Genomic DNA, 26962 nt, shown 5'->3' with positions numbered 1-26962 from the left:
ATGAAATTTCGTCCCGCGCTGGTCCTGCTGCTTGCCTTCACCGCGACCTGCGCGCTCGCGCAGTCGGCCGCCGACCTCGGTGCCGGCAAGGCCCGCAAGGCAGCCAGCTGGCCGCTCACTTCCACCCCCGAGGAGGCGCAGGCCGCGCAGCTGTCGGCGCGCTTCCTGACCCGTTTCCACTACGACGCGCAGCCGCTCGACGATGCGATGTCGGCGCGCATCTACACCGCGTACTTCAAGTTGCTGGACAGCGAGAAGGTGTTCTTCACCCAGGCCGACATGGCCAAGTTCGCGCCGCTGAAGACCCAGCTCGACGACGCGATCTGGAACCAGGACCTGTCCGCGCCGTTCGCGGTGTTCAACCTCTACGTGCAGCGCGCGGTCGAGCGCATGAACTACGCGCGCGGCCTGCTCAAGCAGGGCTTCGACTTTGCCGCCGACGAGAGCTACACCTTCGACCGCGAGCACGCCGACTGGCCGAAGGACCAGGCTGCGCTGGACGACCTGTGGCGCAAGCGCACCAAGAACGACTGGCTGCGGCTGAAGCTGGCCGGCAAGGGCGACGCGGAGATCCGCAAGACGCTGGACAAGCGCTACGCCGGCTACATCGAGCGGGTCAGGCAGCTCGACGGCCAGGACGCGTTCCAGACCTTCATGACCGCCTACGCCGAGACCACCGACCCGCACACCGACTACCTCGGCCCGCGCGCGGCGGAGAACTTCGACATCTCGATGAAGCTGTCGCTGGAAGGCATCGGCGCGGTGCTGCAGCCGCGCGACGACTACACCCAGGTGCGCGAGCTGGTGCCGGCCGGACCGGCCGCCAAGTCCGGCCGGATCCAGGTCGGCGACCGCATCGTCGGCGTCGGCCAGGGCGACAACGGCCCGATCGTCGACGTGATCGGCTGGCGGCTGGACGACGTGGTCAACCTGATCCGCGGCAAAAAGGATACCACCGTGCGGCTGGAGGTCATCCCCGCCGACGTCGGCGTGGACGGCAAGCACGAGATGGTCAGCCTGGTGCGCAAGAAGGTCAGCATCGAGGAGCAGGCGGCGAAAAAGAAGGTCGTGGAGATCAAGGACGGTGACGTCACCCGCAAGATCGGCGTGATCGAGCTGCCCACGTTCTACTCCGACTTCGGCGCGCGCAGTGCCGGCGACAAGAATTTCAAGAGCGCCACCCGCGACGTCGCCCGCCTGCTCGGCGAGCTGAAGCATGAGGGCGTGCAGGGCGTGGTGGTGGACCTGCGCAACAACGGCGGCGGTTCGCTGGCCGAGGCCAATTCGCTGACCGGCCTGTTCATCGACAAGGGCCCGGTGGTGCAGGTGCGCGACTCCAAGGGCGAGGTCGAGGAGCAGGGCGACGACGACCCGGGCATGGCCTGGAGCGGGCCGCTGGCGGTGCTGGTCAACCGCGGCACGGCGTCGGCGTCGGAGATCTTCTCCGCGGCGATCCAGGATTACCATCGCGGCCTGATCATCGGCGAGCCGACCTTCGGCAAGGGCACCGTGCAGAACCTGGTCGACCTGGACCGCTTCGCGCAGAGCGACAGCGAGAAGCCGCAGCTGGGCGAGCTGAAGATGACCATCCAGGAATTCTTCCGCATCAACGGCGGCTCCACCCAGCTGAAGGGCGTGACGCCGGACATCGCGTTCCCGAAGAACGGCGACGACAAGGACTTCGGCGAGTCGACCTACGACAACGCGCTGAAGTGGACCCAGATCGCGCCGGCCGATTACCAGGCGGTGGCGAACCTCAACGCCTACCTGCCGCAGCTGCAGCAGAAGCACGCCGAGCGCGTGGCGCAGTCGCCGGCGTGGAAGCTGATGCTGGACGAACTGGCGCAGTACCGCACGATGCGCGCGAAGACCGCGATCTCGCTGAACTTCGCCACGCGCGAGGTCGAGCGCAAGCAGCTGGAGGCGGTCCAGGCCGATTTCCGCGCGCGGCACAAGGCCATCGACGGCACCGACGCCTCGCTCGCCGACGAGGCCAGCAGCCTGGACGACGGCCTCAACGCGAACGAGCGCAGCCTGAAGAGCGAGCTCAAGCAGGAGAAGGAGGCGAAGAAGGCGAAGGACGTGCAGCTCAACGAGACCGCGCACATCCTGTTCGATGCGATCGGCATGATCAAGGCCGACCCGCAGCTGGCCGCCGAAGTGCTGCCGTACGGCGGCAGGTTCTCGCCCCACGCGCTGGCCAGCGTACCTGCACCGGCCGCAAGCAGCGTCGCACACTGAGTACCCGCTCTGGCGAAACGAAGAAGGCAGCGCATGGCGCTGCCTTCTTCGTTCTGCGGGTAGGAGCCCGCTGGCGGGCGATGCTTTTGCCTTTGCTTTTCAAACCCCGGCTCCCGGCTCCAAAGCATCGCCCGCCAGCGGGCTCCTACGCCTCGTAGCCGAGGCGGTCGAGCCACGGCTGCAGCACCGGCAGCACCGGCTCGAACTGTTCGCGATAGTGCTGCCAGCGCCCGACCGCCTTGCGATGGACGCCCTCGGTGACCTGCGCGTAGCTGGGCGTGCTGATGAAACGCTTGCGCCGGGCGTGTTCGGCAAAACGCGTCATCGGCGACGTGTCGGCGATGTCGAGGAATTGCCCCAGGCGGGCGACCTGCGCGTCGAACTGGTCGACCACCGATTCGTAGCGCCACTCCAGCACCTGCGGCGCACAAGCCTCGACGTCACGGTACCACTGCTCGAAGGCGCCGGCGTAGCCCTGCGCCAGGCGCTGCAGCGACGAGCACAGCACCATGAAAGCCGGCGAGCGGAACGGCTGCATGCTGCAGCTGAGCAGCACGTCGCACGGGTGGCGCAGACACAGGATGATCCGCGCGTGCGGAAACAGCCGCATGATCATCGGCAGGCACAGCATGTTGAGCGGATTCTTGTCCACCAGGCGGCGTCCGCCGAGGTCGGGCAGCACCTCGCCGACCATGCGCCGGTAGACGCTGCGCAGCTGATCGGCGTCCTGCTGCGTCAGGCTCGCCAGATCCTCGGGATACCGCTGGCCAACCAGCTCCATGCCTTCGATCAGGTCGTGGACGTAGGCGCGCTCGTCCATCGACCGGAAATCCGGATGGGCGTCGAGCATCTGTTCCAGCAAGGTGGTGCCGGAACGGGGGAAGCCGACCACGAAGACCGGACTCTGTCGGCTGCCGGGCGAGGACAGCGGTTTCCAGTCGGCACAGGTGCCGCGCGCGACGTTGCCGCCTGCCACCTGCAACGGTCGGCTGTCGGTGGCCAGCAGTTCCGGCACCACGTTCCGGGCGGTGTCGAGCTGGATCGCGTGCGCCTGCTGCAGGGCCTGCCACGCCTCGGGGTAGCGGCCTTGCCGATCGCGGGCGGAAGCCAGGCCGAAGGCGGCACTGGCCCGGCTCTCGTCGTCGATGGCGCAGGCGAGCACGCGCTGGTACAGCGCGTCGGCCTCGGCATGCGCGCCGCTGCGCATGGCCAGTGCGGCGTGTGCGCGCCAGCCATCGGCGCGGGCTTGCTGTTCATCCGGCAGCAGGGCGTCGAGCGCGGCCAACGGCAACTGCCGCAGTTCGTCTTGCGCTGCGTCGATCCGGTTGTTTCTTTCGTACAGCAGGACGCGTTGCGCAGCGATGCGCAAGCGCATGCTCCCGGCCGCCGCTCCGTCGGGCAGTTGCGCATGCGCCAGCGTGCGCAGCGCCGCGTCCAGGTTGCCCTGGACCGACAGCATGGCGGACAGCACCAGGGCTTGCTCGGCCGGTTGCGCCGGCCAGTCGCCGGCGCCGCTCAGCATGGCTTCCTGGCGGGTGTTGTCGCCGCAGACATAGCAGGCGTACGCCGCCTGCAGCCGGGCTTCGATGAAATGCGGGTCCAGCTGCGCCGCATCCAGCAGCGCCTGCCTGGCCGGCAGCCAACGCCGTTGCTGCGTATGGAGCAGGCCGAGGTTGTAGTGCAGCTCGGCGTCGTCCGGCGCCAGCGTCAGCGCGGTCAGCAGGGCCTGTTCGGCGCCGGCGAGATCGCCCGCCTGGCGGCTGACCACGGCCAGGTTGTTCCAGTAGGCCGAGACGTCCGGTCGCCGCTGCGCCAGCCGCCGGAAGGTGGCCACGGCCTGCGCCAGGCGCGCGGTTGCCTGTTGCGCCAGGCCGAGCAGCAGCAGCACGCTTTCGTCGCTCGCCTGCGCCGGCGTGGCCTGTGCGGCCAGGGCAATCACCCGCTCCGGTTCGCCGGCGTTCCAGGCGCCAGCCATGGCGCCGGCCAGATCCGTGCTCGCGGTGGGCATGCCTTCTCCGTCGATGGTCTTGCGTAACCCATTATGCAAGAGGGCCGCGAATGTTCGCGGCCCTCCCGTTTGCTGCCGGTTTGCTCAGGCGATCAGAACTTGATCGTCGCCCGCGCCCAGTAGTAGCGGCCGAGCACATCGTACGTGGCGGTATCCACGTTGTAGTTCGCACCGTTCTGGTAGACCAGCGGCGGCAGCTTGTTGCTGAGATTGTCCACGCCGACGTCGAAGCGGGTGTGGATCGATGGCACCGCGTAGCCCAGCTGGATCGAGTGGTAGATCACCGAAGCCATCGGGATGTTCACCCCGGCGATGGCGGCGTCGGCATTGAGGGCGGTCAGCTTGTTGATGTAGCGCGACTGCCACTGGGCGTTCCAGTTGCCCTTGTCCCAATTGAGCGTGACCGTGCCGCGCCAGCGCGAGATGTTGCCGAATTGCGGGCTCAAGGTGCCGGCGTAGTTGACCGTCTTGGTGTTCGGCTCGCCCGGCGTGGCGTTGACCTTGTAGGTCGAGGTGTAGCTGGTGCTGAGGCCGGCGCGGAAGTTGCCCGGATCCACGCTGCCCAGGTCGAAGTGCGGGATCTTGTAGCGCAGCGTGTAGTCGATGCCGGTGGTGCTGAGGGTGCCCAGGTTGACCACCGGCGTGTTGATCAGGAACACCTGGCCGGGCTGGCGGCTGGTGTTGTCCTCGCGATGGATGAACGAGCAGTACGGGCTCGCGTTGTTGTTGTAGCAGGAGCTGACCACCGTGTCGGCCTGGATCGCCGTGAGCGTGTCCCGCAGGTAGATGTGCCAGAAGTCGAGGCTGGTGGACACGCCGGGCAGCCAGTCGGGGTCGTAGACCAGGCCGAGGTTGATCGACTTGCCCTTCTCGGGCTTCAGCGTCGCGCCGACGGTGGAGGCGCCCGAATAGAACGTGTTGACCTGCGCGGGCGAGTTGCCGGCCCAGTTCACCGGCACGAACTGGCAGGCGGCCGGATGCGCCGCCAGGTCGGCCGCGGTGCGTCCGACGCAGGGGTCGTTCAGGTTCGGCTGGACCAGGGTGCGGCCGTCGTAGAGCTCGTTGAGGTTCGGCGCACGGAACACCTGGGAGATGGTGCCGCGTACCAGCAGGTCGGCAACAGGGCGCCACTCGATCGCGATCTTGCCGTTGGTGGTGGTGCCGGTGGTGCTGTAGTTGGACGAGCGCACGCCGAGGTCGAGGTTCAGCGAGTGGGCCCATGGCTGGTCGGAAAGCAGCGGGATCAGCGTCTCGGCGTAAACCTCCTTGACGTTGAAGCTGCCACGGCCGGGCGAGCCGCAGGCTTCCTGCAGGATCTGGCAGGTGGTGGTGGTCGGATCGAGCACGGCGAAGTCGCTCACCGTGTAGTTCATGAACTGCTCGCGGTACAGGGCGCCGGCGGACAGCTGCACCGCGCCGGCAGGCAGATCCCACAGCTCGCCGTTGGCGTCGAACTGGGCCTGCTTGGTGGACTGGGTGTAGATGTAGATCGGCGTCTTCACGCCGGCACTCAACACGTTGCCGGCATTCGCCTGGTCGAAGATGTTGGCGCCGGCGTCGACGGCCGCCTGCAGCGAGGGGATGTCCACCTCGTTGGAGTCGCGCTGGTCACGCTTGGTGTGGCTGTAGTTGATCGACGCGTCCCAGTTCCAGCTGCTTTCCTGGCCGAAATTGCCGCGCAGCCCCGCGTTGATCTGCGAGGTGTCGGTGGTGTAGCTGTGCACGCGGGTGCCGGCCCCGGTGAGGCGGGTCTGGAAGTTGTAGCCGCTGTTCGGGTCGCCCGGAACGGGGTTCTGGCTGAAGGTGATGCCGAACGGATTGATCGGGTTGCTGGAGGAGATGATCAGGCCGTCGCCGGTGCCGACCGGCGAGGGCGCGTCCTGGCCGCTGGATACCGTGTGGTTGTAGAACGCATTGACGAAACCGGTCAGATTGTCGGTGAAGTCGTAGCTGCCGAGCACGAAGCCATTGGTGCGCTTCTGCGCGGTCTGGATGTAGTTGAGCGCGGCGTAGTTGAAGGTGTCCGAGCCGAGCCGGCAGCGGTAGTCGCCCAGCGACGAACCGTTGCCCGTGGCCAGGGTCACCTGCGCGTAGCCGCTGGAATTGAGCGTGCAGCCGTATTGGCTGGCGATCGAGGCGGGCACCTGGATGCGGCCGGTCGGGATCGAGCTGGAACCGGCCGGGATGACCGAGCCGCTGGACAGGTACAGCTGCTGCTTGGAGAACTTGCGCCTGGCGCCGAGCGTCGCGTCGTACTTGTTGTAGTCGAGGCCGGCGGCAATGCTGTAATGCTCGCCGGTCATGCCGCCGGTGAGGTTGAACCCGCGGCGCTGGGCGTCGCCGTGGCTGGAGATGCCGTCGTTCAGGCTGAACTGGGCGCCCTTGAAATCCTTGCGCAGGATGAAGTTGACCACGCCGCCGATGGCGTCGGAGCCGTACACCGTGGAGGCGCCTTCGGCCAGCACGTCGACCTTCTCGATCATGTCCGGCGGGATCAGGTTGATGTCCGGGTTGGACATGCGCTGGCCGTTGACCAGTACCAGCGTGCGGCTGATGCCCAGGCCGCGCAGCGAGACGCGCGAGGCGCCATCGCCGGCTTCCAGCAGCGGACTGGCGACGCCGCCGCCGTTGCTGTTGTTCTGCGGGTTGGTCGCGTTGCCCGAAATGCTCGGCATCTGCTGCAGCACGTCACCCAGCACGGGCTTGCCGGAGTTGCTGATGGTCGCGCGGTCCAGCGTCACCACCGGGCTGGCCGTCTCCACATCCACGCGGCGGATCAGCGAGCCGGTCACCACCACCGCTTCCAGATTCTTGGCCTTGCTCTTGGACGGCGGCGTGGCCTGGTCCGTCGAGGTCGGGTTGTCCGTCTGCGGTGCCTGCGCCTGGACGGCGCCCGCCGCCGCGAAAACGCCCGCGGTCAAGGCCAGTCGCACCGCCAGTGACAAGTGATTCATGCCGTATTTCATTTGGTCTCCCCGTTGAATGTTGTTATGTGATGCGTTCCCAGCCTTCGAGCCTGTCGCGTCCCCTCCCCGGGGTACACACTGGGCCACGTCACGACAACCGTCCGCGGTGCCCAGCCGGCAAGAGACTACTCCCAGTATTGGCGCCGCGCACCACCGTCGTCGGCGCGGCCGGCGGTCGACCCGCCCGCGCTCAGGGCTGTCGGGGTGGCGCGGCAGGCGCCGTCCCGCTTTCGCGGTTGAAGTCGCCGATGGCGGCGACCAGATCGGCCACCGCCGCCCGTTCGGCCTCGCTGAGGTCGGGGTTCCAACTGTCCACGATCAGCACCACGCGGGTCTGCGTGCTGCGGTTCCACGCTTCGTGCTCGAAGGTGTCGTCGAAGGTGACGCAGCGGCCGTGCTGCCACACGTGGGTTTCGCCGCCCACGCGCAGGGCACAGTCCGGCGGCACGATCAGCGGCAGGTGGGTGACCAGGCGCGTGTTGGTGACGCCGCGGTGCGGCAGGATGTGCGTGCCCGGGCGCAGTACCGAGTACAGCGTTTCCGGCGCGTGCTCGCGCACCCGCACCAGTGGCAGCGAGTCCAGCATCGCGCTGGTCTGCGGGCAGCGGGCGCAGTGCAGGTCGTGGCGCAGGCCGTGCCGGTAGAAGAAGAACGCATCCCAGGCCGCCCCCTGCGGGCCGGACGAGCCGAGCAGTTCGTTGCTGGTGTTGGTACCCAGGAACGGCACCAGCTCGTCCTGGGCGAGCACGCCGCGCAGCTCCTCGCCGATCGTCTCGGTGGCCGCCTCCAGCCGCGCATGCTCCGGAAACCGCTCGCGCGGATAGAACGTGCGGCTGGGAATGCCCGGGAAATACAGGAAGGTGGGGCGTTGGCGCGGGTCCGGCAGGTCCGCTTCGCGCTCGTGCAGGTAGATCGCCAGGCACTGGTCGACGCGGGTCAGTTCCGAGCGGCCGTAGCGCTGGCGCAGCGGCTCGATGATCGCGTCGAACAGTTCGCGCCGGCCGGCGGCCACGAAGCGTGCGGCCTGCTTCACCGCTTCGCGCAGGCCGGGCGCGGTGGTGGCGTCGCTGAGCCAGCGCCCTTGCGCCTGCGCCGCATCGATCGCGCCGAGGTAGGCCAGCATCGCGTCGTGCCGGTGCCCCAGCCGTTCTAGCGCGACGCCCAGGCGCAGGCGCGCCACGAACATGCCGGGCGCGAGCTGCAGGCCCTGGCGCAGGCTGTCGACGGCGGCTTCGTCTGCGCCGGCCAGCATCTGCACCTCGCCGAGGCGGTGCAGCACGGCCGCGTCCTGCGGCTGCGCTCGGTGCGCCGCGGTCAGCAGGGCGATCGCGCGCTGCGAATCGCCCCGGCCAAGTTCGCAGGTGGCCACGAACTGCAGCGCTTCGGCGTCGTCCGGCAGGACTTCCAGCAGCCGTCGGAAGGCCTGCTCGGCGGTCGCCGCATCGCCGCGCTGCCAGGCGGCCAGCGCCTGCTCACGGCACGCGGTGGAAACGGCAAGGGGCGACTGCATCGGCAGGATCCATGGCGGGACGTGCGCCGATTATAAGGACGCGCGGCCCCGCGGCCGGTTATTTCCCCGCGCGCGGCGCCGCCCGCTGCTGCTTCAGCCATTGCTGGTAGGCCGCGACGTGCGGCAGCTCGCGCAGCACCTTCGAGCGCGGGTCGACGATCGGCAGGCTGCCGGCCGGCACCTGCAGCTGGCCGCTGCCGTCGCGCATCGGCAGGGTGTGCACGCTGTCGCCCACCTGCACCTCGACCGGCATCGGGAACGGCTTGCCGTGTTCGGTGACCCAGCGCAGCTTCAGCGTGTCGCCCACGCGCTGCTGCTCCAGGCGCGGCAGCGCGGCGTCGCGCAGGTAGACGTCGAAGAGCCAGTCGAGCTTGCGCCCGCTGACCTGGTCGACGATCGCGACGTAGTCGCCGGTGCTGGCGTAGCGCGGGCTGAAGTTGCCGGGTTTCGGGTCGGGGCGGCCGTAGACCAGCCGGCGGATGCTGTCGAAGAAGGCCTGGTCGCCGATCAGCTGGCGCAGCGTGTGCAGCATCAGCGCGCCCTTGTTGTAGATGTCCTGGCCCGGGCCGGCCTTCTCGTCGTAGACCTGTTCCTCGGTGCGGCTGCTGCCGGAGACGATCGGGTGGCGGTTGCGCAACTTCAGGCGCAGCTCGTGCAGCCAGCTGAAATAGTCCATGTCGCCGTTGAGGTACTGGCTGTACAGCGGCTGCGTGTAGGTGCCGAAGCTCTCGTGCAGCCACATGTCGTCCCAGTCGGCGTTGGTCAGCTGGTTGCCGAACCACTCGTGGGCGAATTCGTGCTGCAGCAGGCTGTCGTAGCCGTATCCGTTCAGGCGGTACTGGTTGCCGTAGGCGTTGAGGGTCTGGTGCTCCATGCCCAGGTGCGGGGTTTCCACCACACCCATCTTCTCGTCGCCGAACGGATACGGGCCGATCTGCTGCTCGAAGAAATCCAGCATGCGCGGGAACTCGCCGAACAGCCGCTGCGCGCCGGCCGCGTGTTCGGGCAGGTACCACAGCTGCAGCGGGATGGTGTTGCCGTAGCGGCTGGCGTAATCGCCCTTGAGCAACTTGAAGGGCCCGACGTTGATCGCGATCGCGTAGGTGTCGGGGTGCCTGGCGCGCCAGTGGTACGTGTGCCGGTCGCCCGCCTCGGTGATGCCGACCAGCACACCGTTGCCGGGCGCGGCCAGCGTCTTCGGCACGGTGATGAAGGTGTCGACCAGGTCGGGTTCGCCCTGCGGCTGGTCGATGCACGGCCAGAACAGGTCGCAGCCCTCGCCCTCGACCGCGCTGGCCACCCACGGCTGGCCGTCGGCACTGTGGCTCCACACGAAGCCGCCGTCCCACGGCGCCTTCTTCGCCACGTGCGGTTGGCCGCCGTAGCGGATCGTCACGCTGACCTTGCCGCCGGCGGCGAGCATCGCCGGCAGGCGGATGCGCAGGCGGCCGTCGGGGTTGCTCCATGTGCCGGCCGCGAGCGGGCGGCCGTCGAGGTCGATGCCGCCGATGGCCAGGTTGCGATCCAGATCCAGCAGCAGCGTGTCGGTGGTGGATGTCGCGGTGAAGCCCAGGGTGGCGACGGCGTCGATGCGCTGCACGGCCGGCTCGACCGTGAAGTGCAGCTCGGCATGATCGAAGTGCACGCGCGCCTGTTCGGCCGGCATTGTGCCGCCGGAGTTCAGCGTCTGCGCGGTCAGCGCCGGCTGGGCCGGTGCCGCGGTCCGGGCGACGGGAACGCCGCTGCAGGCGGCAAGGCCGAGTGCCGTGCAGGCGGCGAGCAGGTGCTGGCGCAAAGGCATGGCGGGTTTCCGGTCGGGGGAACCCGCAGGATGCAGTCTTTCACTCCGGCACGACAACGCCGGAGGTCATGTTGCCGTAGCGCTGCTGCAGGAACGCGAACGTCGCGCGCAGGCCCATCGCCTCGCCGCCGCGCGGGCGGCCGGGACGGTCGGCGTCGTTCCAGGCGTAGGTGTCCAGGTGCAGCCACGGCGTGCCGTCCGGCACGAAGCGTTCCAGGTACAGCGCCGCGGTGATCGCGCCGGCGTGGCGCGACGGGCCGGCGTTGGCGAAGTCGGCCAGGTAGGAATCGAGCATCTTGCGGTACGGCCGCCACAGCGGCAGCTGCCACAGCGGATCGCCGACCGCGCGGCCGGCGGCCAGCACGCCGGCGGCCGCGGCCTCGTCGTTGGCGAACAGCGCGGGCAGGTCCGGGCCCAGCGCCACGCGCGCGGCGCCGGTGAGGGTGGCGAAGTCGAGCATCAGGTCCGGCTGCTGCTCGGCGCCGTAGGCCAGCGCGTCGCACAGCACCAGGCGGCCTTCGGCGTCGGTATTGTCGATCTCGACCGAGTGGCCGGCGCGGGTGACCACCACCTCGCCCGGCCGCAGCGCATTGCCGGCCACCGCGTTTTCCACCGCGGGGATCAGCAGGGTCAGGCGCACCGGCAGCTGCGCCTGCATCACCAGCCCGGCCAGCGCGATCGCGTGCGCGGCGCCGCCCATGTCCTTCTTCATCCAGCGCATGCCGTCGGACGGTTTCAGGTCGAGCCCGCCGGTGTCGAAGCAGACGCCCTTGCCGACGATCACCAGTCTCGGGTCGGCCTTGCGGCCCCAGCTCAGCTCGACCAGCCGCGGCGCGCGATGACTGGCGCGGCCGACCGCGTGGATGGTCGGGAAGTTCGCCTTGAGCAGTTCGTCGCCGACCCAGTCGCGCACCTTCGCCTGGTGCGTCTTGCCGAGCCGGCGGATCGCATCGCCGAGCTGCTCCGGGCCCATGTGCTCGGTCGGCGTGTTGACCAGGTCGCGCACCAGCGCGGTGGCTTCGACCAGCGGCGCCAGCTGCTGCAACTCGGCGGTCCGCACGGCGAGCCGGGCCGGCGCGCGCTTCGGCTGGCGGTAGCGGGTGAACTGGTAGGCGCCCAGTGCCCAGCCCAGCGCGGCCTGGACCGGGTCGGCCAGCACGCCTTCGTCGGCGAGGTGGTAGCTCGCCTCGGGCAGGCTGCATGGCAGCGCGGCCAGCGCCGCCAGCGGCTCGCGCGGGTCGACGCCGGCCAGCACGCGCACCAGCTTGCCGGCGGCGTCGGACAGCAGCGCGAACGTGCCTGGCGCGGCCGCGAAACCGCTGTCGGCCAGCCAGCGCCGCTGCGCCGCGGTGAGCCGGCGACGGCTCGCCGCGTAGTGCGCGGCGTCGGTGGTCTCGATGGCGATGCTGTGGCGGTTGCCGGACTGGCGTTCGATCAGGGCGGACATGCGGGATCCTTCGGGCTTGCGGCGGCACGGTGCGCCGCGTCATGGGCGATCAGCCGCCAATGATGCGCGCATCGCGCGCAGCTTGCCTATGGTCCTTTGGTCAGCGGGCGCCGTGCGCGTCGAGCCAGTCGGCGAGCGCGGTCATGTCGCGCAGGTCCAGCTCGGGCGGCTGACCCAGTGCGGCCGGCCAGGGCAGGCCCGCGCGGTTGATCCAGGCGGTGCGCAGGCCGGCGTCGCGGGCGCCGGCCATGTCCATCGCCGGATCGTCGCCGACGTGCAGGATCTCCCCGGGCGCCACGCCCAGCCGTTCGGCGGCGGCCAGGAAGATCCGCGGGTCGGGCTTGGCCACGCCGCTGTCGCGTGCGCAGACGTGATGGGCGAAGTGCGCGTGGATGCCGATGCGCTGCAGGTCGGCGTTGCCGTTGGTCAGGCTGGCCAGCGGCCAGCGCGCGGTGATCCGTTGCAGCGCGGGCAGGCTGTCCGGGTACAGTTCCACCCGGTTGCGCGCGGCGAAGTAGATTTCCCACAGCGCCTCGACCGGCGCCTCGTCCACGCCGCAGGCGGCGAACGCCTGCTGCAGGGTGAGCTGGCGCTGGCGGGTGAAGTCGTGCGCCAGGTCCAGCCGCTCGGCGGCGACCTGCATGCGCAGCGCGCGCATGGCCGCGATCGGCCAGGCGCGGGCGACCTCGGGGTGGTGCCGCCGCAGCCATGCGTCCACCGCCTGGTCGGCGCGTTCCAGCGCCGGCAGCACCGGCCACAAGGTGTCGTCGAGGTCGAGCGTCAGCGCGAGGATCGGCACGTCCGCGCGGGCTTAGCGATTGCGGATGCGCAGCACCTGGCCGAGCTTGAGCTGGTCGTTCTTCAGGTGGTTCCACTCGCGCAGCTGGGCCACCTCGACCGAGTGCCGCTTGGCGATCGTCGACAGCGTGTCGCCCTTGGCCACCTTGTAGGTGGTCATGGTCTGGCTGGCGTTCGCATCGACCTCGCCGAAGTTCTTGCCCGCGGCCTGCTCGCGCGTGGTGGCGCTGCCGTTGGCGTGGGTCACGCTGGAGACGGTGACGTCGCTTACGCTGCCCTGGATCCGGCTCAGGCGGGCGTTGTCCTTCTCGTCGGCGCGGCGGCGCTCGACCGCCTGCCGGGCCGCCACCGTATCGGGCGAGGTCGGCGCGATCGCGGCGCGTGCCGCGTAGGTGGCGCCCGGCGCCGACACCGGCGTGCCGCGGACCGGGCGCGCACCCACTTCGGCCAGGATCCGGCTGCGCCGTGAAGTGTCCAGCGCCACCAGCGCCGCGCCGTCCTGGTAGGGCAGCACCGCGTGCTTGCGCAGCGCGGCCTCGGCCGGCGCGGTCTGCATGAAGTCGACGAAGGCCTGCGCCTGGGCGGCCTTCGGGCTGCGCGGGTTGGTCACCAGGTACAGCGGAGTGAACAGCGGGTAGCTGCCGTCGGCGATGTTGGCGGCGGTGGCCGGCCTGCCGTTGATCGGGATCGCCTTGAGCTTCGGGTTGCCGCTGATGCTGGCCAGGGTGCTCACGCCCAGGCCGTTCGGGTTCAGCGCGATGCCTTCTTCCAGCTTGCGCGTGTTGACGTACAACCGCGGCGCCGCCACCGGCTGGTTGCCGCGGCCGAACAGCAGGCTGCGCAGGCTGTATTCCACGCCGTCGCCGGGGCTGGCCACCGCGTACACGTCGATCGGCGCGTTGTTGCCGCCGACCTCGCTCCAGTTGTGGATGCGGCCGTAGTAGATGTCGTGCACCTGCTTCAGGCTGAGGTTGCGCACCGGGTTGGACGACTGCGTGACGATCACCAGCGCGTCCCAGGCTACCGGGGTGAAGGTGAGGTTGGCGTTCTGCGCGCTGTTGTCGCTGCCGCGCGCGCTGCCGGCCAGGTCGGCGGTGCCCGAGGCCACTGCGTCGATGCCCGAGGCGGTGTTGAACGGCTGCAGCTCGATCCGCCCGTGGCCGCTCTTCTCCCACGCCTTCGCCACTTCATTGACCACGCCGTTCGCGGTGGCGACGTCGCCGCGCCAGACCAGGCTGCTCTTGGCGGGAGCACTGGCGTGGTGCGCCTTGGGCTTGCTCTTGGCGAACGTGGGAGTGGCGAGGCAGGCCCCGATCAGGGCAACGGACAACAGGCGGGCAAGACGGACAGACATGGTGGTGGGGAGCCCCGGCATGATTTGGGTGTGGATGGGAAGGCGCAAGTATGGCGCCTCGCAGGCGCACGCAGGATGAAGCGACGAGGGTATTTCATCGGCCTGAATGCTGGACATCAAGCGCTTTCATGGGTTTGCGCGGAGGCAGGCGCCCAAGCTGTGCGCCCGGACACGGCCCGGAGGCGATCCCGGCCACGCTTTCGCCTGAAGCCTTTCCCGGCAGGGTGTTGAAAACATCCTGCCGGGAAAGGCCCGAACAAGATCCGGGGCGTGTCTAGTTGACCACCACGTAGCGCGTGCCGTCGTCGTCGGCGACCACCAGCACCAGCTGGCGCGGGTTCACTCCGGCCAAGCCGCGCAGCATGTGCAGGCTGGTGATGCGCTGGCCGCCCACGCCGATCACCACGTCGCCGGCGTCCAGCCCGGCGCGTGCCGCGCGGCTGCCCGGCTGCACCGCGTCGACTGCCGCGCCGTACCAGCCCTGGTTGCGTTGGCTCTGGCTGAGTTCGCTGAAGCGGACGCCGGCCAGGCGCGGGTCGAGCTGGCCGCCGTCGACGCTGGCCAGTTTCTCCGCGGTGAGCGTGGCGCTGACCTCGCGCAGCTTGCCCTCGCGCAGCACGCCCAGACGCAGCGTGCTGCCCAGCGGCAACAGGCCCTCGGCATTGTTCAGTTCCTGCACGCTGTGCAGCGGCTTGCCGTTCAGCGAGGTCAGCACGTCGCCGGGCTGCAGGCCGGCGTGCGCAGCGGCCGAGCCGTCGGCCACGCCGGTGACCACCACGCCGTTGCTGTCTTTCAGGCTCAGCAAGCGGGCGATGCGGGGGGTGATCGCCTGGGTCTGTACGCCCAGGCTGCCGCGCTGCACCTTGCCGTGCGCCAGCAGCTGCGCCATCACCTCGCTGGTGAGGTTGCTGGGAATCGCGAAGCCGATGCCCACGTTGCCGCCGGACGGCGAGAAGATCATGGTGTTGATGCCGACCAGCTCGCCGCGCAGGTTGACCAGCGCGCCGCCGGAGTTGCCGGGGTTGATCGAGGCGTCGGTCTGGATGAAGTTCTGGTAACCGGAGCTTCCCGAATTGGAGCTGCCCAGCCCCGAGCGGCCCAGCGCCGAGACGATGCCGGCGGTGACCGTCTGGCCCAGCCCGAACGGGTCGCCCACCGCCACCACGTAGTCGCCCACCTGCAGCGCGGAGGAGTCGGCCAGCGGCAGCGCCTTCAGGTTCTGCGCCGGGATCTGCACCACCGCCACGTCGGTGGCCGGATCGGTGCCGAGCAGCTTGCCCCTGAACGTGCGCCCGTCCTGCAGCGTCACGCTGATGTCGTCGGCGCCGCCGACCACGTGGTTGTTGGTCAGCACGTAGCCTTTCGCCGCGTCCACGATCACGCCCGAGCCCAGGCTCTGCTCGACCCGCTCGCGCGGCGTCGCCGGCAGGCCGAAGAACTGGCGCACCATCGGGTCGTCGAAATACGCGTCGCGCACCTGCACCCGCGTGGTGGTGGAGATGTTCACCACCGCCGGCGTCACCCGCGTCAGCATCGGCGCCAGCGACGGCATCGGCTGGCCGCCGACCGCGGCCGGCAGGGTGGCCGCGCGACCGGCGCCCGGCACGCTGCCGAGCATGGCGACGGCCACGGCCAGCAGGCCGGTCAGCCAGGGCACACGACGGGAAGGCGGCTGCGACATGGAGTCCTCCTGAGGCGGTGAAAGCGGCGCTGCTTCGACCGGGGCGCGGCGTCACGGTTCCGTCCGGGCGAATGCTGCCGTGGGACTTTACAAGCATCGACGTCAGGGTTAACTTGCTTACCCGATATCAACCACAACATCTTGTGTTCACGAGCCAGCGCCGAGACAAGCACTGGTGTCGACCGTCGCGCTCTTGAGGGGGAGTTGTTGCCGTCGGGAATCAGCTGGCGCATGGGCCGGAGGGCAATCCTCGCTGGCCCTTCAGGTGCCGCCAACACGGCGTGGAAGACATTGCCGTATCGAATAAAAAAACAACGCCGGCCGCAGGGCCGCCGCGAGAGGTCAGGAAGCCGATGAGCACAATGCGTGCGCCAGCCACAAGTTCAGCCCCCAGCGCGAACCCAGGTTCAACCATGAACCCAGTTACCAACCGTGATGCCGCCGTGGAAATCCCGCTGCAGCCGGCGTCGTACGACATCTGGGACAAGAAGTATCGTCTGAAGGCGAAGTCCGGCGAGCCGGTCGACGCCACCATCGACGAGACCTACCAGCGCGTGGCGCGCGCGTTGTCCGAGGTGGAAGCCAGCGACGAGCTGCGCGGCCACTGGTACGAGCGTTTCCTGTGGGCGCTGCGCCGCGGTGCGATCCCGGCCGGCCGGATCACCTCCAACGCCGGCGCGCTGGCGCACAAGCCGGCCACCTCCACCATCAACTGCACCGTCTCCGGCACCATCCGCGACTCGATGGACGACATCCTGGAGAAGGTGCACGAGGCGGGTCTCACGCTGAAGGCCGGCTGCGGCATCGGCTACGAGTTCTCCACGCTGCGCCCGCGCGGCGCGTACGTGTCCGGCGCCGGCGCGTACACCTCGGGCCCGTTGTCGTTCATGGACATCTACGACAAGATGTGTTTCACCGTCTCCAGCGCCGGCGGTCGCCGCGGCGCGCAGATGGGCACCTTCGACATCAGCCATCCGGACGCCAAGGAATTCATCCGCGCCAAGCGCGAGGACGGTCGGCTGCGCCAGTTCAACTTGAGCCTGCTGATCACCGACGGCTTCATGCAGGCGGTCGAGCACGACCAGGACTGGCCGCTGGTGTTCCCGGTGCACGTGAAGGAACAGGACGAGCTCGACCTCACCGACCCGACCCAGGTGGTCTGGCGCGAATGGCCCACCCACGAGAACTACGTCGACCGCGAGGACGGCCTGGTCGCCTGCAAGATCTACGGCCACATCCGCGCGCGGCACCTGTGGGACATGATCATGGTCTCGACGTACGACTACGCCGAGCCCGGTTTCATCCTGATCGACAAGGTCAACGAGATGAACAACAACTGGTGGTGCGAGCATATCCGCGCCACCAACCCGTGCGTCACCGCCGACACCTGGGTGCAGACCGCCGAAGGCCCGCGCCAGGTCGGCGACCTGCTCGGCCACGGTTTCATGGCGCGGGTGGACGGCCAGGATCACGCCACCGGTGCCGAAGGTTTCTTCCGTACCGCGACCAAGCCGGTGCTGGCCTTGCAGACCGAAGAGGGCCACCGCCTGCGCCTGACCGAAGACCATCGCGTGCGCCGCGTCTCGCGCCTGACCCGCTGGAGCGTGGACACCGAGTGGTGCGCCGCCGGCGCGTTGCAGCCGGGCGACCGCGTGCTGCTCAACGACCACCGCGCCAACGCGCAGTGGCCCGGCGCGCTGAGCGCGGAGCAGGGCTACCTGCTCGGTCTGCTGGTCGGTGATGGCACGCTCAAGCACGAGGCCGCGGTGTTGTCGGTGTGGCCGCAGGCCGCCGTCGTGAACGGCTCGGTGAATGGCGGCGCCCGTGCGCTGATGGCCGAAGCCCTGCGCTGCGCGCAGACGCTGCCGCACCGTACCGATTTCGCCGGCTGGTCGGAAGTGGCCGGTCGCGGCGAATTCCGCATGAAGTCAGCCGCGTTGCGCGACCTCGCCTTCGAGTTCGGCATGGGCGTCGGCGACAAGGCGATCACCCCGGCGCTGGAACAGGCATCGAGCGAGGCCTACCGCGGTTTCCTGCGCGGCTTCTTCGACGCCGACGGTTCGGTGCAGGGCAGCCAGGCCAAGGGCGTGTCCGTGCGCCTGGCGCAGTCGGACCTGCCGCGGCTGGAAGCGGTGCAGCGCATGCTGCTGCGCCTGGGCATGCCGTCGCGCATCTACCGCGATCGCCGCGCCGCCGGCGCAAGCCGGCTGCCGGACGGCCACGGCGGCACGCGGGCCTACGCCACCCAGGCCCAGCACGAGCTGGTCATCGCCGGCGAGTCGCTGCAGCGTTTCGCCGAGCTGATCGGCTTCGCCGACAGCGACAAGGCGACCCGCCTCAAGGCGGCCCTGTCCGGTTACAAGCGCACCCTCAACCGCGCACGATTCGTCGCCACCGTCGAGTCGCTGCAGGCCGATGGCGTCGAGGACGTCTACGACGTGCAGGTGCCGGGCATCAACACCTTCGACGGCAACGGCCTGCACGCGCACAACTGCGGCGAACAGCCCCTGCCGCCGTACGGCTCGTGCCTGCTCGGCTCGATCAACCTGACCACCTTCGTGCGCGACCCGTTCGGCCCGAAGGCGCGCTTCGACTGGGACGAATACCGCGAAGTGGTCAAGGTGTTCACCCGCATGCTCGACAACGTGGTCGAGATCAACGGCCTGCCGCTGGAGCAGCAGCGCAACGAGATCATGGGCAAGCGCCGCCACGGCATGGGCTTCCTCGGCCTGGGTTCCACCGTGACCATGCTGAAGATGCGCTACGGTTCGGCCGACGCGGTGAGTTTCACCGAGGACGTCTCGCGCGAGATGGCGGTGGCCGGCTGGGAAGTGGCGCTGGAGCTGGCGAAGGAAAAGGGCGCCGCGCCGATCCTGCTGCGCGACTACACCGTCACCGGCGACATGCTGCGCAAGCGCCCGGAAATGGCGGCCGACGGCTACAAGATCGGCGACGCCATCCCCGGCCGCGTGCTGCACGCCAAGTACAGCCGCTACATGCAGCGCATCGCCACGGTGGCGCCGAACCTGGTCGAGCAGCTGGCCGAGACCGGCGCGCGCTTCACCCACCACAGCTCGATCGCGCCCACCGGCACCATCTCGCTCAGCCTGGCCAACAACGCCAGCAACGGCATCGAGCCCAGCTTCGCCCACAGCTATTCGCGCAACGTGATCCGCGAGGGCAAGAAGTCCAAGGAAAAGATCGAGGTGCTCAGCTACGAGCTGCTGGCCTACCGCGCCCTGATCAACGCCGACGCCAAGGTGTCCACCGACGAGGCGGCCAACAAGCTGCCGGACTACTTCGTCTCCGCCGACGACATCAGCCCGAAACAGCACGTGGACATCCAGGCCGCCTCGCAGAAGTGGATCGACTCGTCGATCTCCAAGACCGCCAACGTGCCCACCGACTACCCCTACGAGGACTTCAAGGACATCTACTTCTACGCCTACAAGCAGGGCCTGAAGGGATGCACCACGTTCCGCTTCAACCCCGCCGCGTTCCAGGGCGTGCTGGTCAAGGAAGCGGACCTTGAAAGCACCCTCTACCGCTTCGAGCTGGAGGACGGTAGTGTTGTCGAACTGAAAGGCAATGAGCAGGTGGAATACGATGGCGAAATGCACTCCGCCGCGAACCTCTTCGATGCCTTGAAGGAAGGCTACTACGGCAAGTTCTGAACCGTCGCACGCGCCCGCGTGCGGCAACTCAAGCGATCCACCGGAGGGGAACACCAGCATGTCCATCGATAACGAAGTTGAAATGAACGCCACCACCACGCCGGTCGCCGCCGAGGCACCTGCCGTAGTCCTGCCGGTTCTGCCGGAAGTGCCGCCGGCCGCGCCGGTTGCCGCACCCGCGCCGGCAAAGAAGAAGCCGGCAGCGAAGAAGAAGGCCGCCCCGAAGAAGGCCGCGGCCAAGAAGGCGGCGCCGAAGAAGGCTGCCGCCAAGAAGGCCGCGCCGAAGAAAGCCGCGGCAAAGAAGAAGGCAGCGCCCAAGAAGGCTGCGGCGAAAAAGGCCGCCCCGAAGAAGGCCGCCGCCAAGAAAGCCGTGAAGAAGGCGGCGAAGAAAGTGGCCCGGAAAGTTGCGAAGAAAGTGGCGGTGAAGAAGACCGCCGCGAAGAAGGCCGTCAAGAAGGTGGCCGCCAAGGCCGCTAAGAAGGCCGGCGCCGCGAAGAAGGCGGTGAAGAAGGTCGCGAAGAAAGTCGCCAAGGTGGTGAAGAAGAAAGCCGCCAAGGTCGCAAAGAAGGTCAGCAGCAAAAAGACGGCCGGCAAGAAGGCCGCACCGAAAAAGGCGGCAGCGAAGAAGTCCGCCAGCAAGAAGGCCGTCGCCAAGACGGCCAAGAGGTCCACTGCCAGCAAGAAGGCGGGCACCCGGTCGGCGGCGCGCAAGCCTGCCGCCAGGAAGGCCGCCGCAAAACGGAAGTAGGCAACACCCATCCGGCCCGGCCGTCGCGCCGGGCCGGATCTTTCGCCGCACGCCGCGTCCACTCCGGCACCAACACCGATAAATAGAAGAAGCGAACACCATGGCGATCAAGATCGACAAGAAGATCACCGGCTACAACGTGGTCAAACCCGAAGACAAGGTTGCCGCCACCCCGGTCACCGCCGCCGCGCCGAAAGAGGCGCCCACGGCCGAAGTGATCCAGATGCACGAAAGCGTCGAGCGCCCGGAAACCCTGGTCGGCTCCACCTTCAAGATCAAGTCGCCGCTGTTCGAGCACGCGTTGTACGTCACCATCAACGACATCGTGCTCAACGCCGGTACCAAGCACGAGCTGCGCCGCCCGTTCGAGATCTTCATCAACTCGAAGAACATGGACCACTTCCAGTGGATCGTGGCGCTTACCCGCATCCTGTCCGCCGTGTTCCGCAAGGGCGGCGACGTCACCTTCATCGTGGAAGAGCTGAAGGCCGTGTTCGACCCCCGCGGCGGCTACTTCAAGGCCGGCGGTGTCTACATGCCCAGCATCGTCGCCGAGATCGGCGGCGTGATCGAACAGCACATGAAGAACATCGGGCTGATCCACGATCCGGAAATGGACGAGGCCACGCGCAAGCTGATTGCCGAGAAGCGCGCGGCCTACGAGGCGCTGGACTCAAAAAAAAACTCTGAAGTGAGCGGTACGCCGGCTGCCCCGAGCGCCGATGCCGCTGCGTCCGAGACGCTCACGTTTCCGCCCGGCTCGATGATGTGCGACAAGTGCAACACCAGGGCACTGGTGCTGATGGACAACTGCCAGACTTGCTTGAATTGTGGGTATAGCAAGTGCGGGTGAATGTGCGCATACGAGTGAATTGAGCAAGGGGTGGCAGTCATGCCACCTTTTTTATTCTGCGCAATTCCTCGCAGTAAGTTTTCGCTTGTCGGCGAGACCGCTCAGGCTAACGCACCTGAGCTTCCTCGCACGATTAGGTGATGCGCTTCAGAGTCAACCCGCGCCCGCTGGTTTCGGCAGTCAAGCGGCTTCTGGCAAGTCATCGCTCAGATCCAAGCCCATCCAGCCAAGGAGTACCAGGCTGCGAATCGCATGGGCGACGGCGAGTCGCTTCTCGCCCGAGTCCCAAGCCTTCTTCCATTCGAGGATATAACTGTAGAGTTGCTGCTCGCTGACCTTCTGGTTCGGGTACGCTGCCTTGAGTTGCCGGCTGGCATAGAGGACGGTGATCACCTCTTCAGCCTGCTCGGTACTCTTGATGCGGCTGAAAAGGTCTACTGTCTTGGCGATTTTCCGTTCGTAGGGACGATAGGCGACCTCAAGCTTTGCACGCTCATTCTCGTACTGGGGCGTTGCCCGCAGTGAGATCATCCGGCCGAGCGGCTGTTCGTGCAGCCAGTTGCGGTTGGCAAGATCGGCCAAGGCGGGATTCACATCATCGGAAAAGGGGCCATAACTGCCCTTGCCGAATTGGAATCCGGTAGGTACGCCCATCTCGGTGACGACGTAGCAAATCTTCTGGAAGATCGTCCGCCCCACCGGATTGGCGTACGGCTGCCGTTGCAAACGTAGCAAGACCTCCATCAGCACGGTCCACGATGGATTCGCCCTCTCGTGTCTCCGACCTTTGCCGTCCAACGTCATTTGCGACGGACTCGCCAGGAAATCGTTCTCCAGTTGCGAACGCGGCGTGCCGTAGGGCGCGTAGACTTCCACGTCGACAGGCAGGTGGGCGAGTTTGCGATAGATCAGTGGGCCGACCTCTTCCCAGCTCAGGCCGCCATTGCCGCATCCGAGCGGCGGCAGGGCGATGCTGCGGATGTCCCATTTGTCGAGGTGTGCAGCGAGGTAATCCAGGCCTGCTTCTATATCGGCGATGCGCGAGGGCGAGCGCCAATGTCGCTTGGTTGGGAAGTTGAGGACCCAGGCACCAGCCGTGTCGCGGTACAGGTACGGCTCGCCGATACGCACCCGGCCATCTTTGCAGCGGGATGCATAGTCCTTGAACATCGCCGGGTAGCGCTTCCTGAACTCCTGCGCGATACCTTTTCCCATGACGCCCACGCAGTTGACCGTATTCACCAAGACTCGCGCTTGGCTGGTAAAGAGGTCGCCGATGAGTGCCTTGAACATGACTGCAATCCGTCAACGGAAGAATAAAGCCGGATTGACGCTGACCGGCAGCGTGAACCCGAGCGCGGACAGCTTGTCTCGTGCAGCAGCGTCCACGACGTGCGCTCCGACCAGGAAGCCGGATGGAACCTGGTGGGGAACCAGTACCTCGGCGCACTTGGCCGCTTTCCGGCGGAAGTAGGTGATCCGGTCCGGATCCCGCCAGTCCTCAGCATAGACCAGATCCATATCGATTTCTGAGATTTGGCCGGGGGCGAGGAATCGGACGTAATCGCCGGCCGCGTTCTGGTCGGTCAGCACCACTCCGGGGAGGGCCAGTACGTCGCACGATACCCGTAGGACGCAAAGCGCGGACGCTTGCGCGAGGCGTGCGTACAGCATGGGGTTGCGGGCATGGAAATACAGGTTGGCGTACTGATGCAACCGTAGGCCGCCGGGAACCTGTTTCCGGTCGCGGCGCTCCTGGACCTCCGCCATGGCGACAGAGGCGTGCGGCAGTCTGGCTGTCGATTCGTACGAGAGAATGCCATGGGCCAGAACCGACAGGATATTGCCCATCGGCATGATGCAGTGCAGTTCGGTGATGCGTGAGTCCACGCTGCAGGTCGCTCCAGGACAGTGCCTCATTGTGCCCTAGCGGCTGAGTATGAGGTCAATTCGGAAAGGAAGCCGAGCCGGCGACGTCCCCCGCTTTGAGTAGCGGGAGGCGGTGACTTCGACGGCATGGGGATCCCCCACCGTAACCAGGCAGGCAAGTCACCAGTTACGCCCTGCCGGGCCTACGGACTATCTATGGAGAGCGACTGCGCATCTACTTGGCAGCTTCCGATCAGCGCTTACTCTTGCTTCGTCCTTTGAAATTGGCAATCAACTGCGCAAGTTCGTCGTCTTCGGCATAAAAGTAGGCTACTGGTAGCTTGAGGATTGCTGCGAGGCGCTGCAGGGTCTGCAAGTCGGGCTGGTGCACACCCGTTTCATAGCGGTTGACCCGCGTGCTGGCGACGAATTCGTCCAATCCAGCTTCGATACCTAGGGCGCGCTGTGAAATGCCGTAGGCTTCGCGTGCTTCGCGCAGCCTACGGCTGTACACAGGGAGTGGTCCCTTCTCAACCACGGTCGCGTGCGTCTTGAACTTCCATGTGTGGAAGCTTCCAGATACGCGCGCATATGCGATACTACGTTAAACGTAGTAAGTGTTTGGCGTGCCGAGAAGTCCAAGTGTGCGTGTGAACAAGTAGGCATGACGGCAGCCGATCGCACGGCGGCCGCACTTCTCAAGCACGTCGTTTATGCAGGGGTCGAGAGCCAGGAGGATGGCGAGGGTCCGTTCCCATCTGGGGATCTACTTTCCCTTCACCTTTCTCTCGATCGCCTCTTTCAGCTTGACCGGCTTATCGCTGCGCGAAGCTTCCGCGAGCAGTCGCGCTTCCTCGTCATCCTCGATGTAGAAGTATTTCAAAGGCAGTGCCAAAGCCTTGGCGAACAATTTCTGCAGACCAAGTTTCACTTCGTGCTTGCCCGTCTCGTAGCGGCTGACGCGGCTGCTCGCTACTGACTGATCAAGTCTCGCCGCTACCCCCAGCTCCGCCTGAGAGAAGCCATAGCTGTTTCGTGCCTCGCGTAGGCGACGGCCGTAGATGGTTGCCGGGCACTTCTCGGTCATAAGCGCATATCAGTTTCGATACGCAGCAGCTTCCCGGTGGGCGCTTGACATTGATACTACGTAAAACGTAGTGTTAACGAAGCTACGTTTATCGTAGCTACGGGGCTTTTTGCTGGTGATTCGGCGCAAATGCAATTCAGCCGAAGCCAGTGAGGGGTGAAGACAGAGACATGGCGGCTTAGCTGGCGGCAGGTATGTAAGCGCTGAGAAGCGCGATCCGAGCCTGTGATCAAGCAGTGACCAGCAAGGCGCCAACCAGGGGAAAGCTGAGGACGCAGCATGAATACACGCACGCTACGCAACGCCATTTCCGTCGTTCTGTTCGCCCTCGCCACCGGCTTGACCGGACTGGCGCTGGCCCAGGAGACCACGATAGACACAACTAGGTCGGGCCGAACCGCGACGACCGCTTCGCAGGTAGAAACCGCCTTCGATCTGCCTGCGGGCAAGCTTGCCGCGGCTCTCAATGCGTTCGGTATGCAAAGCGGCCTGCAGATGGACTATCCACCCGAACTGGTTGCGAGCCGGCAGGCGAGGGCGGTCCTCGGCTACATGACCTGGCGCGAAGCGCTGACCCAGCTGCTTGAGGAGTCGGGCCTGGAATACGAAGTGCTCGACAGCCGGACTGTGGCCATCCGGCGTGCAGCCGGGCAGGCGAGGGCGGCAGGTTCCACGGTAACTACATCAAGCGCAACACATCCGGCACCTGCCGCCACGAACTTGGAAAGCGTACAGGTCACGGGAACGCGCATTCGCGGCGGTAGTTCGCCATCGCCGGTCATCACGATCGGTAGCGAGCAAATTCAACAGGAAGGCTTCGCAGACCTCGGCGAGGTGATCCGCAGCGTGCCTCAGAACTTCTCGGGCGGGCAAAATCCAGGGGTAGCACCGGTCTCAGGTGGACCAGCGAGCAATCAAAACATCACTGGAGGCTCGGGCATGAATCTACGCGGGCTGGGACCGGATGCGACCCTGACCCTAATCAATGGCCGTCGCATGTCCTATGGCGGGTTTTCCCAGTCCGTAGATATCAGCGCGATTCCGGTTGAGGCAGTGGAGCGCATCGAGATCGTCCCGGATGGCGCCTCTGCCGTCTATGGCTCCGATGCGGTGGGCGGCGTGGCCAATGTGATTCTCAAGCCAGACTTCGACGGCGTGACATTGGGCACGCGCTATGGGGACGCCACCGAGGGTGGGTTGACCACGCGTGAGTACACGGCTACTGCCGGCACTACCTGGGCTACGGGCGGCTTGATCGCGGCGGTGGAGAAAACCTCCAACGATCCGATCTACTCCGACCAGCGTGACTACACACGCTCGATGTACCGGCCTTCGACGTTATGGCAGGACAGCAATCTTCGCAGCGGCTTGTTCAGCCTGCATCAGTCGCTGGGAGAGGCCGTCGAACTACATCTGGATGCACTCGGGGACGACCGGGACAGCCGCACATCCCTGGCGTACCCCAGCGTTTACCACCCCTACGATGTAAAGACGAGGACCACTTTGCTGGCACCCAGTCTTGAAATAGGACTGCCGGATGACTGGACGCTCACGCTCAGCGGGGCCGTGGGACAAGAGAAGAACTCGGTTACGCAACAGACGGTGAGCAGGGTAGACGAGGCGATCATTGCCAACAGCCCCGTCGCGTACAGGAACAAGAGCCTGACTTATGAGATCGGTGCGGAAGGGCCATTGTTCACGCTGCTCGGTGGCGAGGCGAGGTTAGCCACGGGTGCAGGCTATCGATACAACGATTATCTGTACTTGATCGGTCACACGATCGGTGCCGATGGCGACGAGAGCAGCCGCTTTGCCTATGTCGAGTTGAACCTTCCGTTGCTCGGGCCAGAGCAAAGCATCGGTGGGATCGAGCGGCTCGAGCTGACAGGCGCGGTCCGCACCGAGGATGGCGATTACGGGAGGGTGACCACGCCCAAGTTCGGCGTGATCTATTCGCCCAGTGTCGATTTCTCGTTGAAGGCTTCATGGGGCAAGTCGTTCAAGGCACCAACGCTCTCGCAGCGCTACTTTGTCACGAACGCTCTTTATTATACGGCAGCGACGTTTGGGGGCACTGATTACCCTACGGATGCCGCAGTATTAGCACTGTCGGGTGGCAATCCGGACCTGCACCCGGAGCGGGCACGGACATGGAGTGCCTCGCTGGCGCTCCACCCTGAGGTATTGCCCCAGCTCGAAATGGAGTTGAACTGGTTCGAGATCGACTATACCCAGCGTGTTGTGTTGCCCATCGCCAACACCGATGTGCTAGGCAATCCGATCTACGCGGATTTCGTCGATTACGAACCAACCGAAGCCGCGCAGGCGATAGCGCTTGCAAACGCCGGCAACTTCTACAACTACGTTGGCACACCTTACGACGCCAGCAAGGTCGTGGCGATCATCGATGACAGGTCTACCAATGCATCGCGGCAGCGAATCAAGGGGATCGATCTGTCAGGGATGTACCGGTTCGACTTGGGTGCGGGGCGATTGACAGTCCGCGGCTCGGCCAGTTGGCTGGACAGTACGCAAGCGCTGACGGCGGCACAAAGCTCTTACCATCTGGCCGGAACATTGTTCAATCCGGCCAGGCTCAGCAGCCGCATCGGGGCAGTGTGGCAGCAGGGTGGCTTTACCGCTTCGTTGTTTGGGAACTACAAGAGCGGGGTGATCAACACCGCGGACGACAAAAAGAGCGCTTCGTTTACCACTTTCGACGCCACGCTGCGCTACGACACCGGCGCGCGGGATGACGCATGGTCAAACCTGAGGTTGGAGTTGTCGACACAGAACCTGCTCAATCACTTGCCACCCTTGTACACGCCGATTTCACCCAAGTACACACCTTACGACTCGACCAACTATTCGGCAGTGGGGCGCTTCGTGAGCCTTTCCGTGTCCAAGCACTGGTAGGAGAGAGGA

The 26962-nt window shown here is 66.6% G+C and carries 17 protein-coding genes; 5 read left to right on the top strand and 12 right to left on the bottom strand.

Annotation, left to right across the window (positions count from 1 at the left end):
• A complete protein-coding gene (locus tag RHOOR92_RS0108210) occupies positions 1–2241 on the top strand; it encodes a carboxy terminal-processing peptidase (protein ID WP_027490020.1) in 2241 nt (746 codons plus the stop codon).
• Positions 2242–2386: 145 nt separating this feature from the next.
• Here the strand turns inward: RHOOR92_RS0108210 and RHOOR92_RS0108205 are convergent, their stop codons facing one another.
• The 8 genes from RHOOR92_RS0108205 to RHOOR92_RS0108170 all read right to left on the bottom strand — a co-directional run bounded on the left by RHOOR92_RS0108205 (position 2387) and on the right by RHOOR92_RS0108170 (position 15806).
• Complete coding sequence (locus RHOOR92_RS0108205) at positions 2387–4249, bottom strand: sulfotransferase (protein WP_027485592.1); 1863 nt, start codon at positions 4247–4249, stop codon at positions 2387–2389.
• 92 nt (positions 4250–4341) lie between these two features.
• Entirely contained in the window at positions 4342–7203 is a 2862-nt protein-coding gene (locus RHOOR92_RS0108200) for a TonB-dependent receptor (protein ID WP_081660224.1), read from the bottom strand.
• Between the two features lie 202 nt (positions 7204–7405).
• Positions 7406–8725, bottom strand: a complete 1320-nt coding sequence (locus RHOOR92_RS0108195; protein WP_027490018.1) for an aspartyl/asparaginyl beta-hydroxylase domain-containing protein — start codon at positions 8723–8725, stop codon at positions 7406–7408.
• A gap of 58 nt (positions 8726–8783) precedes the next feature.
• Positions 8784–10526, bottom strand: a complete 1743-nt coding sequence (locus RHOOR92_RS0108190; protein WP_027490017.1) for a M1 family metallopeptidase — start codon at positions 10524–10526, stop codon at positions 8784–8786.
• 40 nt (positions 10527–10566) lie between these two features.
• Positions 10567–11973, bottom strand: coding sequence for a leucyl aminopeptidase family protein (locus RHOOR92_RS0108185; RefSeq protein ID WP_027490016.1), 1407 nt, complete (start codon positions 11971–11973; stop codon positions 10567–10569).
• 100 nt (positions 11974–12073) lie between these two features.
• Entirely contained in the window at positions 12074–12772 is a 699-nt protein-coding gene (locus RHOOR92_RS0108180; RefSeq protein ID WP_015446658.1) for an HAD family hydrolase, read from the bottom strand.
• A gap of 12 nt (positions 12773–12784) precedes the next feature.
• Positions 12785–14125, bottom strand: coding sequence for a substrate-binding domain-containing protein (locus RHOOR92_RS0108175; protein ID WP_027490015.1), 1341 nt, complete (start codon positions 14123–14125; stop codon positions 12785–12787).
• Between the two features lie 274 nt (positions 14126–14399).
• The gene (locus tag RHOOR92_RS0108170) at positions 14400–15806 is read right to left on the bottom strand and encodes a Do family serine endopeptidase (protein ID WP_027490014.1); all 1407 of its coding nucleotides are present in this window, start codon (positions 15804–15806) and stop codon (positions 14400–14402) included.
• A gap of 413 nt (positions 15807–16219) precedes the next feature.
• On the opposite strand from RHOOR92_RS0108170, the gene RHOOR92_RS0108165 reads away from it, so the two are divergent.
• From RHOOR92_RS0108165 to RHOOR92_RS0108155, 3 genes are all read left to right on the top strand, one after another.
• The gene (locus RHOOR92_RS0108165) at positions 16220–19480 is read left to right on the top strand and encodes an LAGLIDADG family homing endonuclease (protein ID WP_027490013.1); all 3261 of its coding nucleotides are present in this window, start codon (positions 16220–16222) and stop codon (positions 19478–19480) included.
• Positions 19481–19538: 58 nt separating this feature from the next.
• Positions 19539–20228: a hypothetical protein gene (locus RHOOR92_RS0108160; RefSeq protein ID WP_027490012.1), complete on the top strand. Its 690-nt coding sequence runs from the start codon at positions 19539–19541 to the stop codon at positions 20226–20228.
• Positions 20229–20328: 100 nt separating this feature from the next.
• Entirely contained in the window at positions 20329–21081 is a 753-nt protein-coding gene (locus tag RHOOR92_RS0108155; RefSeq protein WP_007511742.1) for a hypothetical protein, read from the top strand.
• A 180-nt stretch (positions 21082–21261) separates the two neighbouring features.
• On the opposite strand, the gene RHOOR92_RS0108150 is transcribed toward RHOOR92_RS0108155, so the two are convergent.
• The 4 genes from RHOOR92_RS0108150 to RHOOR92_RS0108135 all read right to left on the bottom strand — a co-directional run bounded on the left by RHOOR92_RS0108150 (position 21262) and on the right by RHOOR92_RS0108135 (position 24037).
• Positions 21262–22374, bottom strand: a complete 1113-nt coding sequence (locus tag RHOOR92_RS0108150) for a macro domain-containing protein (protein ID WP_027490011.1) — start codon at positions 22372–22374, stop codon at positions 21262–21264.
• Positions 22375–22386: 12 nt separating this feature from the next.
• A complete protein-coding gene (locus tag RHOOR92_RS0108145; protein WP_007511739.1) occupies positions 22387–22971 on the bottom strand; it encodes a DUF4433 domain-containing protein in 585 nt (194 codons plus the stop codon).
• Between the two features lie 232 nt (positions 22972–23203).
• Positions 23204–23464 carry a helix-turn-helix transcriptional regulator gene (locus RHOOR92_RS0108140; protein ID WP_081491652.1) on the bottom strand — a complete coding sequence of 87 codons (261 nt, stop codon included), beginning with the start codon at positions 23462–23464 and terminating at the stop codon, positions 23204–23206.
• Positions 23465–23716: 252 nt separating this feature from the next.
• On the bottom strand, positions 23717–24037 hold the full coding sequence (locus tag RHOOR92_RS0108135; RefSeq protein ID WP_027485600.1) for a helix-turn-helix transcriptional regulator: 321 nt from the start codon (positions 24035–24037) through the stop codon (positions 23717–23719).
• Positions 24038–24316: 279 nt separating this feature from the next.
• Between RHOOR92_RS0108135 and RHOOR92_RS0108130 the strand changes: the two genes are divergently transcribed.
• Positions 24317–26953 (top strand): TonB-dependent receptor, encoded by a 2637-nt coding sequence (locus RHOOR92_RS0108130; RefSeq protein WP_027490009.1) that lies wholly within the window; start codon positions 24317–24319, stop codon positions 26951–26953.
• The last annotated feature ends 9 nt before the right edge of the window (positions 26954–26962 follow it).

The sequence above is a fragment of the Rhodanobacter sp. OR92 genome (assembly GCF_000427545.1).
GTDB classification, from domain to species: domain Bacteria; phylum Pseudomonadota; class Gammaproteobacteria; order Xanthomonadales; family Rhodanobacteraceae; genus Rhodanobacter; species Rhodanobacter denitrificans.
This window is presented reverse-complemented; position numbering and strand designations above follow the sequence as displayed.

What these genes read in the sequence shown, in the direction of transcription:
- RHOOR92_RS0108195 (WP_027490018.1), bottom strand. Translation starts at nt 8,725, where the DNA reads ATGCAGTCGCCCCTTGCCGTTTCCACCGCGTGCCGTGAGCAGGCGCTG.
- RHOOR92_RS0108135 (WP_027485600.1), bottom strand. Translation starts at nt 24,037, where the DNA reads ATGACCGAGAAGTGCCCGGCAACCATCTACGGCCGTCGCCTACGCGAG.
- RHOOR92_RS0108205 (WP_027485592.1), bottom strand. Translation starts at nt 4,249, where the DNA reads ATGCCCACCGCGAGCACGGATCTGGCCGGCGCCATGGCTGGCGCCTGG.
- RHOOR92_RS0108200 (WP_081660224.1), bottom strand. Translation starts at nt 7,203, where the DNA reads ATGAATCACTTGTCACTGGCGGTGCGACTGGCCTTGACCGCGGGCGTT.
- RHOOR92_RS0108210 (WP_027490020.1), top strand. Translation starts at nt 1, where the DNA reads ATGAAATTTCGTCCCGCGCTGGTCCTGCTGCTTGCCTTCACCGCGACC.
- RHOOR92_RS0108130 (WP_027490009.1), top strand. Translation starts at nt 24,317, where the DNA reads ATGAATACACGCACGCTACGCAACGCCATTTCCGTCGTTCTGTTCGCC.
- RHOOR92_RS0108150 (WP_027490011.1), bottom strand. Translation starts at nt 22,374, where the DNA reads ATGTTCAAGGCACTCATCGGCGACCTCTTTACCAGCCAAGCGCGAGTC.
- RHOOR92_RS0108190 (WP_027490017.1), bottom strand. Translation starts at nt 10,526, where the DNA reads ATGCCTTTGCGCCAGCACCTGCTCGCCGCCTGCACGGCACTCGGCCTT.
- RHOOR92_RS0108170 (WP_027490014.1), bottom strand. Translation starts at nt 15,806, where the DNA reads ATGTCGCAGCCGCCTTCCCGTCGTGTGCCCTGGCTGACCGGCCTGCTG.
- RHOOR92_RS0108185 (WP_027490016.1), bottom strand. Translation starts at nt 11,973, where the DNA reads ATGTCCGCCCTGATCGAACGCCAGTCCGGCAACCGCCACAGCATCGCC.
- RHOOR92_RS0108155 (WP_007511742.1), top strand. Translation starts at nt 20,329, where the DNA reads ATGGCGATCAAGATCGACAAGAAGATCACCGGCTACAACGTGGTCAAA.
- RHOOR92_RS0108175 (WP_027490015.1), bottom strand. Translation starts at nt 14,125, where the DNA reads ATGTCTGTCCGTCTTGCCCGCCTGTTGTCCGTTGCCCTGATCGGGGCC.
- RHOOR92_RS0108165 (WP_027490013.1), top strand. Translation starts at nt 16,220, where the DNA reads ATGAACCCAGTTACCAACCGTGATGCCGCCGTGGAAATCCCGCTGCAG.
- RHOOR92_RS0108160 (WP_027490012.1), top strand. Translation starts at nt 19,539, where the DNA reads ATGTCCATCGATAACGAAGTTGAAATGAACGCCACCACCACGCCGGTC.